At 72.8% G+C, this 11878-nt stretch carries 7 protein-coding genes, 2 tRNA genes and 2 pseudogenes; 5 read left to right on the top strand and 6 right to left on the bottom strand.

The features are described from left to right. Window positions 1–37 precede the first annotated feature (37 nt). A complete protein-coding gene (locus GQF42_RS22355) occupies window positions 38–1693 on the top strand; it encodes a long-chain fatty acid--CoA ligase (protein WP_158922568.1) in 1656 nt (551 codons plus the stop codon). A gap of 372 nt (window positions 1694–2065) precedes the next feature. On the opposite strand, the gene GQF42_RS22350 is transcribed toward GQF42_RS22355, so the two are convergent. Further along, window positions 2066–3283, bottom strand: a complete 1218-nt coding sequence (locus GQF42_RS22350) for an MFS transporter (protein ID WP_158922566.1) — start codon at window positions 3281–3283, stop codon at window positions 2066–2068. A gap of 148 nt (window positions 3284–3431) precedes the next feature. Between GQF42_RS22350 and GQF42_RS22345 the strand changes: the two genes are divergently transcribed. After that, window positions 3432–4034, top strand: coding sequence for a TetR family transcriptional regulator (locus GQF42_RS22345; protein WP_158922563.1), 603 nt, complete (start codon window positions 3432–3434; stop codon window positions 4032–4034). On the opposite strand, the gene GQF42_RS22340 is transcribed toward GQF42_RS22345, so the two are convergent. Continuing rightward, window positions 4031–8428 carry a response regulator gene (locus GQF42_RS22340; RefSeq protein ID WP_158922561.1) on the bottom strand — a complete coding sequence of 1466 codons (4398 nt, stop codon included), beginning with the start codon at window positions 8426–8428 and terminating at the stop codon, window positions 4031–4033. The genes GQF42_RS22345 and GQF42_RS22340 overlap by 4 nt on opposite strands. Window positions 8429–8691: 263 nt before the next feature. Next, complete coding sequence (locus GQF42_RS22335; RefSeq protein ID WP_233273423.1) at window positions 8692–9138, bottom strand: SSI family serine proteinase inhibitor; 447 nt, start codon at window positions 9136–9138, stop codon at window positions 8692–8694. A 249-nt stretch (window positions 9139–9387) separates the two neighbouring features. Here GQF42_RS22335 and GQF42_RS22330 point away from each other — a divergent pair. Both GQF42_RS22330 and GQF42_RS22325 read left to right on the top strand, forming a co-directional pair. Then, a tRNA-Ser gene (locus GQF42_RS22330) sits at window positions 9388–9478 on the top strand. 216 nt (window positions 9479–9694) lie between these two features. Further along, a tRNA-Arg gene (locus tag GQF42_RS22325) sits at window positions 9695–9767 on the top strand. 94 nt (window positions 9768–9861) lie between these two features. Here the strand turns inward: GQF42_RS22325 and GQF42_RS22320 are convergent. Together GQF42_RS22320 and GQF42_RS46015 are read right to left on the bottom strand one after the other, a co-directional pair. Next, window positions 9862–10052 (bottom strand): annotated as a pseudogene (locus GQF42_RS22320) (DUF1918 domain-containing protein). Between the two features lie 72 nt (window positions 10053–10124). Continuing rightward, on the bottom strand, window positions 10125–10472 hold the full coding sequence (locus GQF42_RS46015; RefSeq protein WP_233273422.1) for a tyrosine-type recombinase/integrase: 348 nt from the start codon (window positions 10470–10472) through the stop codon (window positions 10125–10127). Between GQF42_RS46015 and GQF42_RS22310 the strand changes: the two are divergent. Beyond that, a pseudogene (locus GQF42_RS22310) lies at window positions 10416–10682 on the top strand (NUDIX hydrolase); the annotation flags it as partial. The gene GQF42_RS46015 and the pseudogene GQF42_RS22310 overlap by 57 nt on opposite strands. Window positions 10683–10828: 146 nt before the next feature. Here the strand turns inward: GQF42_RS22310 and GQF42_RS22305 are convergent. Next, window positions 10829–11704: a COG4705 family protein gene (locus GQF42_RS22305; protein ID WP_158922557.1), complete on the bottom strand. Its 876-nt coding sequence runs from the start codon at window positions 11702–11704 to the stop codon at window positions 10829–10831. Window positions 11705–11878: the final 174 nt, after the last annotated feature.

Here is an 11878-nt window from a genome sequence, read left to right as displayed (position 1 = left end):
TCTACTCCCGCGTAGGCAATGTCGCCAGGAGGATCCCGTGCTGAGCACCATGCAGGACGTACCGCTGACCGTCACCCGTCTCCTTGCTCATGGGGTGCTGGTGCACGGGAGGTCCCAGATCATCACCTGGACCGGGGAGGCCGAGCCGCAGCGGCGCAGTTTCGCCGAGGCGGGCGTACGTGCCGTACAGCTGGCGAACGCCCTGCGGGACGAACTCGGCGTCCGGGCCGACGACCGGGTGGCGACCCTGATGTGGAACAACGCCGAGCACGTCGAGGCCTACTTCGCCATCCCGTCCATGGGTGCGGTGCTGCACACGCTCAATCTGCGGCTGCCCGCCGAGCAGCTGGTGTGGATCGTCAACCACGCGGCCGACAAGGTCGTCATCGTCAACGGCTCGCTGATCCCGTTGCTCGCGCCGCTGCTCTCCAAGCTGCCGACCGTGGAGCACATCGTCGTCTCCGGCCCCGGCGACCGTACGCCGCTGGCGGGTGCCGCCGCGCAGGTGCACGAGTACGAGGAGCTGATCGCGGACCGGCCGACGCGGTTCGACTGGCCGGAGCTGGACGAGCGCCAGGCCGCCGCCATGTGCTACACCTCCGGCACGACCGGCGACCCCAAGGGCGTGGTGTACAGCCACCGTTCGATCTACCTGCACTCCATGCAGGTCAACATGACCCAGTCGATGGGCCTGACCGACCAGGACACGTCCCTGGTCGTGGTCCCGCAGTTCCACGTCAACGCCTGGGGCCTGCCGCACGCCACGTTCATGACCGGCGTCAACCTGCTGATGCCGGACCGCTTCCTGCAGCCCGCGCCGCTCGCCGAGATGATCGAGCGGGAGCGGCCGACCCACGCGGCGGCCGTCCCGACGATCTGGCAGGGCCTGCTCGCCGAACTGACCGCACGCCCCCGGGACGTCTCCTCCCTCGGCCAGGTCACCATCGGCGGCGCGGCCTGCCCGCCCTCCCTCATGGAGGCCTTCGACCGGCTCGGCATGCGGGTCTGCCACGCCTGGGGCATGACGGAGACCTCCCCGCTCGGCACGGTCGCCCGGCCGCCGGCCCATGTGGTCGGCACCGAGGAGGAGTTCGCCTACCGCCTCACCCAGGGCCGCTTCCCGGCCGGCGTCGAGGCCCGGCTCACCGGCCCCGGCGGCGAACGCCTGCCCTGGGACGGCCGTTCGGCGGGCGAGCTGGAGGTCCGCGGCAACTGGATCGCGGGCGCCTACTACAACGGCGCGGACGGCGAGCCGCTGCGCCCCGCCGACAAGTTCAGTGAGGACGGCTGGCTCAAGACCGGTGACGTCGGCACCATTTCCCCCGACGGCTACCTCACCCTCACCGACCGTGCCAAGGACGTCATCAAGTCCGGTGGTGAGTGGATCTCCTCGGTGGAGCTGGAGAACGCGCTGATGTCCCACCCGGACGTCGCCGAGGCCGCGGTGGTCGCCGTACCCGACGACAAGTGGGGCGAGCGCCCGCTGGCCACGGTGGTCCTCCGGCAGGGCGCGACCGCCGACTTCACGGCCCTGCGTACCTTCCTCGCCGAGGAGGGCCGCATCGCCAAGTGGCAGCTGCCCGAGCGCTGGACGATCGTCGAGGCGGTGCCCAAGACGAGCGTGGGCAAGTTCGACAAGAAGGTGCTGCGCAGGCAGTACGCCGACGGCGAGCTGGCCGTCACCACGCTCTGACCGCGCTCCGGACGTTCACGCCGGACGTTCACGCCGGACGTTCACGCCGGACGTTCACGCCGGACGTTCACGCCGCCTGATCAGCCGGTTGATCGGCCGCCTGACCAGCCGGCCGATCACACCACCTGATCAGGCGGCGGATCACGGCGTCGGCTGTTTGCACCGGCCGGTTGGCGTCGGCTGGTCATGGCGGTGGCCGTTCGCGTCGGCCGGTTGCCGTCGGCTGACCGCGGCGTCGGCCGTTCGCGCCGGCTGATCAGGACGGCCGTCACGCGCGGGGGCGCCGTACTGCCGTCACGCGTGGGGGCGCCGTACTGCCGTCACGCGTGGGGGCGCCGTACTGCCGTCACGCGTGGGGGCGCCGTACTGCCGTCACGCGCGGGGACGCCGTACCGCCGTCGCCGTCCACCCGAGCAGCAGCCACGTCGCCGCCACCGCGCACACCCCGCTCCAGCCCCAGTGGCCGTAGGCAGGGCCGGTCAGGGCGGAGGCGAGGGCGCCGCCGGCGAAGTTCGCCACCACGTAGGCGGTGTTGGCGGTCGCGGGCGCGGAGGTGGTCGTCAGCGCGAGGGTCTGGTTGGCCACGTGGGAGGCGACCAGCGCCGCGTGGATCGCGACGGCACCGGCGACGAGCGCGGCGAGCGTGTGCCCGCCGAGCCAGAACAGCGGGACGCAGACGGCGGCGGCGAGGTAGGCGCAGCGGACGACCTTGGCGGCGCCGAAGCGGTCCACGAGGCCGCCCGCGAGGGGCGCCACCGCGCTCGCCGAGAGCCCGAACAGGCCGAACAGTCCGGCCACGGCGGTCGACAGGCCGTACCGGGGGCCGGTGAGCAGCAGCGCCAGCGAGGTCCACAGGGCGCTCCAGGCACCGTACAGCCCGGCCTGCCGCACGCACGCGCGCCACAGGTCCGGCGAGCGGCGCACGATACCGGGCAGCGAGGCCAGCCCGGCGAACAGCGGGCCGGTACGGCGCGGCCGGTCCTCGCGGGGCAGGGCCCGGGCGGTGACGAGGCCCAGCAGTGCGGTCAGGACGGCCGCGCCGCCGAAGACGACCCGCCAGCCGTAGGCCTGCCCGATCAGCCCGCCGAGCACCCGGGCTGCCACGACCCCGGTGAACAGCCCGGAGATGACGGCCGCGACATGCCGGGCCCGCCGGTCGGCGGGGGCCCGCGCGGCCACCAGGGGCACGAGCAGCTGCGGTACGACGGTGGCGGCCGAGGCCACCAGGACGGCTGCCGCCAGTGCGGCGGTGCCGGTCGCGGCGGCTGCGGCGGCCAGCGCGCCCGCGGCCACGAGGGAGAGTCCGCCGACCAGTCGGCGCCGGTCGACGCCGTCGCCGAGCGGGGCGAAGAAGAGCAGGCCGGCCGCATAGCCGAGCTGGGCCGTCGAGGCGATCCAGGCGACACCGGAGGCGGTGGTGCCGAAGCTGTGGGCGATCAGCGGGAGCAGGGGTGCCGCGAGGTAGATGTTCGCGGCCGTGACGGCGGTGCAGACGGCGACGAGGAGCAGAAAGGCGGTGCCGGACGCGGACCGCTCCTGGTCGGTGACCGGGAGCACGCGGGCCTCGCCGGTACGGGTTGCTGACGGCATGAACGCAGACACTCCTTGGAGCCGGGTTTCTCGACCGGGAAGTCATCAACCAACTGGTTGGTTGGAAGCAGTAACAGGGTCGCCGTCGCCCGCATTCCCTGTCAACCAAATAGTTGGTTACTTGACGCCCGCGCCCTACCCTGTCCGCATGGCAGCAGTGAGGGACCCCGAGGCCACCAAGGCCCGCATCTTCGACGCGGCGGTCGCCGAGTTCTCCCGGCACGGCATCGCGGGCGCCCGCATCGACCGCATCGCCACCGAGGCCAAGGCCAACAAGCAGTTGATCTACGCCTACTACGGCAACAAGGCGGAGCTGTTCGGCCAGGTCCTCGGCCGGTCCATGACGGACCTCGCGGCGGCCGTCCCGGTCGACCCGGACGACGTCGACGGCTGGGTCGACCGCCTGCTCGACTACCACGCGAGCCACCCCGAGTTCCTCCGCCTGCTCTTCTGGGAGGGGCTCGAGTACGGCACCGCCGAGCTGCCCGACGAACCGGCCCGCCAGGAGCACTACGCCCGCAAGGTCGCCGCCCTGGCCGACGGCCAGGCCCGCGGCGTGATCAGTGACGCGATCCCGCCCGGCGACCTGCTGCTGCTGCTGACCGCGCTGGTCAACTGGATGGCCGTGGTCCCGCAGATGCGCCGCATCCTCTCGGGCACCGAGCACACCGACCGCGACCGCCTGAGGGACTCCATCAAGGAGGCGGCCCGCAAGCTGGTCGCGCGCCGACCTCCTTTCCCAGAGGGCTAGTTGGTGCCGATCCGGGCCAGCAGATCCACGATCCGGTTCTGCACCTCGCTGCTCGTGGACCGCTCCGCGAGGAACAGCACCGTCTCGCCCGAGGCGAGCCTCGGCAGGTCGGCCTGGTCGACGGCGGCGGTGTAGACGACCAGCGGGGTGCGGTTGAGCCGGCCGTTCACACGCAGCCAGTCGATGATCCCGGTGAACCCGGCTCCGCCCTGGTGCCGGTGCACCTGCATCAGGTCCATCACCACGAGGTTCGGCCGGAACTGCCCCGCCAGCGTCACCGCGTCGTTGTCGCTCGCGGCACGCGCCACCTGCATCCCACGCCGCTCCAGCGTCGCGGTCAGCGCCAGCGCGATCTCCGCGTGCTCCTCGATCAGCAGCACCCGCGGCGGGTGCTGCTCGCTGTCGCGCGGCGCCAGCGCCTTGAGCAGAACGGCGGGGTCGGCGCCGTACGCCGCCTCGCGCGTCGCCTGCCCGAGCCCGGCCGTGACCAGCACCGGTACCTCGGCGGCGACGGCGGCCTGGCGCAGCGACTGCAGGGCCGTACGCGTGATGGGCCCGGTCAGCGGGTCCACGAACAGCGCGGCGGGGAAGGCAGCGATCTGCGCGTCGACCTCCTCACGGGAGTGCACGATCACCGGCCGGTACCCGCGGTCGCTCAGCGCCTGCTGGGTCGTCACGTCCGGCGCGGGCCACACCAGCAGCCGGCGCGGGTTGTCCAGTGGCTCCGGGGGCAGCTCGTCGTCCATCGGCTGCGGACGCGGAGGATCCGCGACCTCGACGGCCCCGCCGGGACCGTCCAGCGGCTCGGGTCCCTCGGCGGCGTCGGCGTCCGGGGCACCTATGGCGTACGACCGTCCGGCCCCCTCGGTCCCGAGGGCCATCCGGGACTGCCCGGCCGACGACGGCTGCTGCGCCACGGGCTGCTGCGCGGGCGCCGGTTCGGCCGCCGGGTGCGGGCGGGCCGCCTGCTCGGGCTGCTGCTCCGGGCGGGTGGCCGGGTCGGGGGGCGTGCCCAGCTTGCGGCGGCGGCCGGAACCGCCCGGCGCGTGCGGCGGCGGGGTCGCCGTCGGCTGCTGCACCTGTGCGGCCTGGCGCGCGAACGGCACGCCCTGCCCGAGCGTACGGACGCTGATCGCCCGTCCCTGTGTGGAGTTCGGGTCGACCGCGGCCCCCTCGACGGGCAGCGGCTGCGCACTGCGCTGCAGCTGCGCCTCGGCCTGGGACGCGGCGGGTACGGGCGTGCCCGCACCGGAGGTGTCGTCGGCACCGGGCCACTGCTGCGGGACGGTGGCCGCGGGGGTGCCGGCTGCGGTCACGGGCGCGGCCTGGGGCGCCGGTGCGGCCCGACCGGTCGCCGGTGCCGGTCCGGCCCCGGCCTCCGCGGGCAGCGGCAGCGGCTGCGCGGCCGGGGTACCGCCGGGCGGGGTCGCCGACGGTACCGCCGGGAGCTGCTGCCCGGGAGCCACCGGCCGGGCGGGCACGGGCTGTCCGGCAGCGGCGGGCGCGGCCGGTGCCGTGGTCGCGCTGCCGGACGCCGCCTGGCCCGGTACGACGGGCCGACCCGGCGCCGGTGCGGGACCGGCCGGGACGGAGAGGCCCTGCCCGACCGTGCCCTGCGCCGCATGGGCGTCAACGGGCGTGCCCCGACCGGGAGTCGGCGTCCCCGCCGGGTTCTGCCCGGGCTGACCGGCCAGAGCCGGAACCGCCTGGGCGGGAGCCGTCCGACCCGCAGCCGCCTGCCCCGCAGCGGCCTGTGGCGGAACCGGCTGTGCGGCAACCGGCTGCGCGGTCCCCGGCACGGGTACGGACGTGGCGCCCGGTGCCGCTGCCGTCGGCTGCGCGGCGGGAGCCGACTGGGCCACGGCCCGGCGGCGTCGGCCGGTCGGTGCGCTGGTGGGGTGCGGCTGCGGCGGGGTGTGGTCCTCGGCGGCGTCGAGCGCCACGGCGTCGTGCCGGCCGTCGTCACCGGGCACGTCCTGGACGGGCGCCGGAAGCGGAGCGGGCAGCTGCGGTCGGGCCTCGGCACCGGCCCCGGTCGCGCTCGCCGAGTCCGCGGACTGCGGGGAACGGTCGGCCTCGGCCGGCGGCAGGGCGAAGACGGGACGCGGTCCCGCGGCCTCCTGCGCCGCGGCACGCTCCGCCGCGGCGGCCAGCGCACGCCGGCGCCGCCCGGTCGGCTGCGCGCCCTCGGCAGCGGTGTCCTCCGCACCGGTGCCCGGAGCCGGCTCCGCACCCCCCGCGGGCAGCGCGGGCGGCAGGGCGGCCTGCGGCGCGCCGGCGTCGGGACGGGCGACCTGGCCCGCGGAGACGGGCACGCCCCGCGGCGGCACGGTGCTGCCGAGTCCCGTGGCGACGGCGGCGGCCCCCGCGGCATGCTCGGCCGCGGTCACCACGGCGCCCTCGCTCACCGCGTCGCCGGTGCCGTCGGCGGCGGCGACGGCGGCGGGCCGCCCACGGCGCCGCCCGGTGCCGCCGGACGCGGCCTGCTCGCCCTCGTCCGTGGCCACGGCGCTCTGCTCCGCGGGCGCGCCGGCACGCCTGCGGCGCCGCCCGGTCGGCGTGGGCGCCGCCGCCTCACCGGTCTCGCCCGCGCCGGGTACGTCACCGTCCAGGAAGGCGTCCGTGGAGGCCCGCCGGGCCCGCCGCCGTCCGCCGCCGACCGTGTGTCCGTCGGCCGTAGCGCTCTCGTCCACGGCGGACTCGGCCGGAGCGGACGCGGCGGCGACCGCCCCGGCACCGCCGCCGATCGGCACCTCCAGGACGTACGCGCTGCCGCTCATGCCCGGCACCTCGTGCGTCTGCAGCACGCCGCCGTGGGCCCGGACGATCCCGCGCACGATCGGCTCGTGCACCGGGTCGCCCCCGGCGTACGGCCCGCGCACCTCGATCCGCACCACCTCACCGCGCTGCGCGGCGGCGACCACGACCGTGTTGTCCAGATAACCGCCCGCGGAGACGGGAGAGTTGCCGGTGGCGTCGACCCCGGCCACGTCCGCCACCAGGTGGGCGAGGGCGGTTGCGAGCCGCTGCGGGTCGACCTCGGCCTCGATGGGCGGCGCGTGCACGGCGAACTGCACCCGCCCCGGACCGATCAGCTCGACCGCGCCGTCCACGCCGGCGGCGACGACGGCGTCCAGCATCACCCTCGCACGGGTGATGTCCTCACTGCCGGCGTCCAGCCGCTGGTACCCGAGGACGTTGTCGATCAGCGTCGTGATGCGGGCGTACCCGGCCGAGAGGTGGTGCAGCACCTGGTTGGCCTCGGGCCACAGCTGCCCCGCGTCATCGGCCGCCAGGGCGGACAGCTCGCGCCGCAGCTCGTCCAGCGGCCCGCGCAGCGACGCCCCGAGCAGGGTCAGCAACTGCTCGTGCCGGCCCGCCAGCGCCTCGTACCGGTCCTTTTCCCGCTCGGCGAGCGCGGCGTACCGCTCCTCGCCCGCCGCCAGCTCCTCGGCGTGCTTCTCGCGCAGCTCCTCCAGCTCGGTGACGTGCTTCTGGCGCAGCGCGGTCAGGTCGGCGGCGTGCTCCTCGGCGCGCCGCTCGACCTCCTGCGCGTGCGCCCGCTCCAGCGCGGCCTTCTCCTCGGCCAGGGCGTCCAAGGACCGCCGGTCGGTGAAGGTCATCACGGCACCGACGAGCTGGTCCCCGTCGCGCACGGGAGCGGTGGTGAGGTCGACGGAGACCCTTTCCTCGCCCTTGGACCACAGCACCTGCCCGCGCACCCGGTGCTTGCGCCCGGAGCGCAGGGTGTCGGCGAGCGGTGACTCCTCGTACGGGAAGGGGGAGCCGTCGGCGCGCGAGTGCAGCACCAGGGCGTGCAGCTCCTTGCCGCCCAGCTCACCGGCCCGGTAGCCCAGTATCTGGGCGGCGGCCGGATTGACGAGCACGATCCGCCCGTCGGTGTCGGTGCCCACGACACCCTCGGCCGCGGCCCGCAGGATCATTTCGGTCTGCCGCTGCGAGCGCGCCAGCTCCGCCTCGGTGTCCACGGTCCCGGACAGGTCCCGCACGACGATCATCAGCAGCTCGTCGCCGGTGTATCCGTAACCGTCGTACGCCTGCTGCCCGTTCTCCAGGTTCGCGCTGGTGACCTCGACCGGGAACTCGGTTCCGTCGGTCCGCCGCGCGACCATCCGCGTGGGCTTGGTCCGCCCGTGCGGGTCCATGTGATCGGGCCGCCGCATGGACCCCGGGATCAGCCGGGAGTCGAACTGCGGCAGCAGATCGAGCAGGCCCCGCCCCACCAGAGCCGTACCCGGCGCCTCGAATGCCTCGAGCGCGATGGTGTTGGCGTTGACGACTGTTCCGTTGGCGTTGACCAGGACCAACGCGTCCGGCAGAGCGTCGAGTATGGCTGCGAGGCGAGCAGCGCCTCGGGATGGCCTGCTGCTCACGAGACGCTTCCTCCCTGTTACCGCACCTTGCCGACCGCTCGGGCCATCTTGCCAACCGGCCCGCAACGTGTCACGCGAGGGAGTCTAAGGGCACGCGTTGCGCTTGCGACGCCGGATGAGAGGGAGGTCCCACGAGGAAGTGACACCGATCCCGTGACCACCCCCTGACCACGGGCTTCGACTCCGCAAGACTTTCGCGGGACCTTTACGGCCACGGTGATTCGGCCAAGAACCGTCCATGGGCAGCCTGTCTGCACGACCGGCTAGGCCGGTCCCGGCTTCGGCAGCAGCGGCACCATCCGGTCCCAGCGCCCGATCTCGCACCCGTTGCTGCGGTCGTAGACGGCGTCGACCGGGCGTCCGGCCCAGGTGCCGGTGACATGGGCGGTGGCCGGGCCGCCGTAGATCATGGTGCAGGTGGAGCCGGGCTCCACCGGGGCGAAGGTGTCCTGCCCCCACCGCGTCTGCCCGTCCAGCGCCCGGCAGGTCCCGGCCGGATCCGGATGAGTGCCGCTGTCCGGATGACAGAAGAGTTCGTACGTTCCGTCCCGCCCGGACCCGGCGTGCTGCACCACGACGGTGAGGTGATCACCGGCCCGGTCCTCCGGTAGCACGGGCGGGGGCAGGGCGGGCGCCGCGACGGCGGGTACGGCGGCGAGGGCGACCAGGGCCGAGACGGCGCCGAGTGCGGGGGCGGCGACGGCGCCCACGGGCCCCCGTCGCAGGAGGGCTCGCGCCGCCCTCCGCTGGATGAGAAGAACCATGCCCTGCCCAACGCCGCCGCCCGCCGGACGTTGCGCTCCCGCCGGCCGGCGGGACGCGGCGCACGCCTCGCCGGACGGAAGCCCTTTGCCCTGCGGCCCGAGTGCCTAGTACCGTGGAGGCCGATTGGTGACAGGGCACTCGGCTGTGTCATCATCTGCACGCACCACTCTCGCGCTCGCGTGAGCGGTTGTGCTGGAGGCGTCGCCTAGTCCGGTCTATGGCGCCGCACTGCTAATGCGGTTTGGGCCTTAAAGCCCATCGAGGGTTCAAATCCCTCCGCCTCCGCACCGATCCCGAAGCCCCGGTCCACAGGACCGGGGCTTCGGCGTTCTCCAGGGCATGTCCCACAGGGTGCCCCACGGGACCCCGCTGTCGGCGTTTTCGCAGGTCACAACGGGTGTGCGGATCGGATTTCACATGACGGCGGCAGTCATGTAATGTTCTTCCTGTCGCCGGGACAGGGCCGAAAGGGCCGAAACGGAGACAAGAACAAAAGAACAAGCACTCGTAGCTTAACGGATAGAGCATCTGACTACGGATCAGAAGGTTGCAGGTTCGAATCCTGCCGAGTGCACATCAGATCAGAGACCCCGTGGAGAGATCCACGGGGTCTCTGGCTTTTGCCTTGACGGCAGTGTTTGACGGCAACCGCCGGGTCCGAGCGCTGTCTAGTCCTCGAACGCGGGACGGACCACGGAGTCCGGGCCTGGACTCATCAGCGTCTCGTGACCGTCCTCGAAACGGACCCGGTACGGAGGCCCCCGTTCATCCCGAGCACCTCGATGATCTCTGCGGTGCGATTCTGCTGTCCCACGTTCCGACCGTGGACAAGGAGCCTGTCCCCAATACTGGCCTGCACGCTGTCACCCTTCTGCCGCTCTGTCCTCCTCTGCCCTTCCCACGAATCGCCGGGGCGGAACGAGAGGCGCCGTCAGTTCGACCTAACCGGTGAGTGCGGGTGGATCAAACGGCTACGGACGGTGAGAACGCCTTCGTGAAGATCCACGTCCGACCAGCGCAGTCCCAGCACCTCACCCCGACGTAGGCCGATACGGACGGCCAGCTCATACGCGGCCCACAGCCGGCTGTCGCGGGCCACCGCCAGGAGCTGACGCCCCTCCTTGGCGGAAGAGGCGGTGACGAGGGTGGTGTTCTCGTCGGTGGTGAGGAGGCCGGCGCGGGCGCGGGCGGCTTCGGCCTGGGAGAGGCGCCAGGCGCGGCAACGGGTCTGGACGTAGAGATCACCGGGCTCGTGGGCACGTACACCGACCCTCGCCACATCATTGCCTACTGGGACGGTGAGGTGCGCAGACAGTTCAACGTCTGCTTCACCGCCCGCGTGGTCGGCGGCCGGCTCGCGATCTCGGACGAGTCCACGGAGCTGCGGTTCGTCCAACCGGAAGAGATCGATCAACTGCCGATGCATCACACGCAGCGGCTCAGGATCCGTCGCTTCCTGGAGCACCGTGAGCGCCCCTACCTCGGCTGAGCCAACCTGCGACACCCGCTTCAGGAGTTCGATCGCTGCGCGGCATTGCCGGGGAGTCGCCGGGCCACGCGGGCCGTGCCAGACCGCCCAGGAGTGCTGGCGTCCGGCGCCGTTGATGACACTCGTGGATGTCAGAACGGCGCAGTTCAGAGATCGGCCCGGTCGCCTTCCCCTCGGTGCGAGTGGCGTCCCGGGGGTTTGCCTGCGTAGCCATCCGTCGAAGTTGCTGTTGACGGGCCGACAGGCTGGGGATCGTGGCTATCGGTTGCGAAGGCGGCATCCACCTTGCGGGTCACATGGTGGCCCCCGACCATCTGCCGGCCCACCAGAATTGCCAGGACGGCGAGCAGCGCGGATGAGGTGACCGTGGTTCCCGATCCGAGCCCGCCCTGCGCGACGGGCTTTTCCACCGCGTTCTCCGCCACCGCTCCGAGAGGGCGGGTCAACACGTAGGCCGCCCAGAACAGCGCAGTGCCGGAGATAGGGGTCAGATAGTGCGCGGCAAGGATCACGAGCATGGCCCCGGACAGCAGCAGAGAACTGTCGCGGAAGCCGAGGCCCAGACCGCCGGAGAGGAAGTCACCGCTGGAGGTACCCAGCGTGTTGGACACCAGTGTCGCGGTCCAGTACAAGACCTCGCCCTCCGTGGTGGCGATCCGTTCCACATCCATGGTCTGTCCGGTCATCCGCCACCCGATCAGCACGATCACCAGCAGGCTGGTCAGCAGAATTGAGCCGCCGGCGTAGCCGAGCCCAGCAGTGCGGTTGATGTAGTCGGACATCGAGGTGCCCACGATGCTGGTCGTCAGAATGACCGACCAGAACACCACCGGGTGGAAGCGGTCAGCCTTGAGCTGCATCGCCAGGGTGACCCCGAACGCCATCAGGAAGATCATCGCGCCAACGGCGTAGCCGAGGTTCAGTGGGGCCATCGTGACAAAGTTCGATGCCGACTCGCCCAGCGTGGTGGCCACGATCTTGGTCGCCCAGAACATCGCGCCGACCATCGGCAACTTGCTCACGGCAACCCTGCTCACCGAAGGTCCCATGCTCACCCCTCACAAGGCACCGGTACGCCCTCGTGGCGGACCGCAGACATCGCCCGCGAGTCCATGGGTCCCCTCCGGGGGCGCTCAATCCCGCTTGACCCTGTTGATCCACCCGACGGGGCGATGGCTGAGCGGCGCCCGGCAGCT

This window comes from Streptomyces broussonetiae (assembly GCF_009796285.1).
GTDB classification, from domain to species: domain Bacteria; phylum Actinomycetota; class Actinomycetes; order Streptomycetales; family Streptomycetaceae; genus Streptomyces; species Streptomyces broussonetiae.
Note: the sequence above shows the minus strand (reverse complement) of the source record. Positions and strands in the feature narration are given on the sequence as shown.

Excerpts from the sequence above, each read along its gene's own strand:
- GQF42_RS22350 (WP_158922566.1), bottom strand. The coding sequence starts at position 3,283 with ATGCCGTCAGCAACCCGTACCGGCGAGGCCCGCGTGCTCCCGGTCACC.
- GQF42_RS22345 (WP_158922563.1), top strand. The coding sequence starts at position 3,432 with ATGGCAGCAGTGAGGGACCCCGAGGCCACCAAGGCCCGCATCTTCGAC.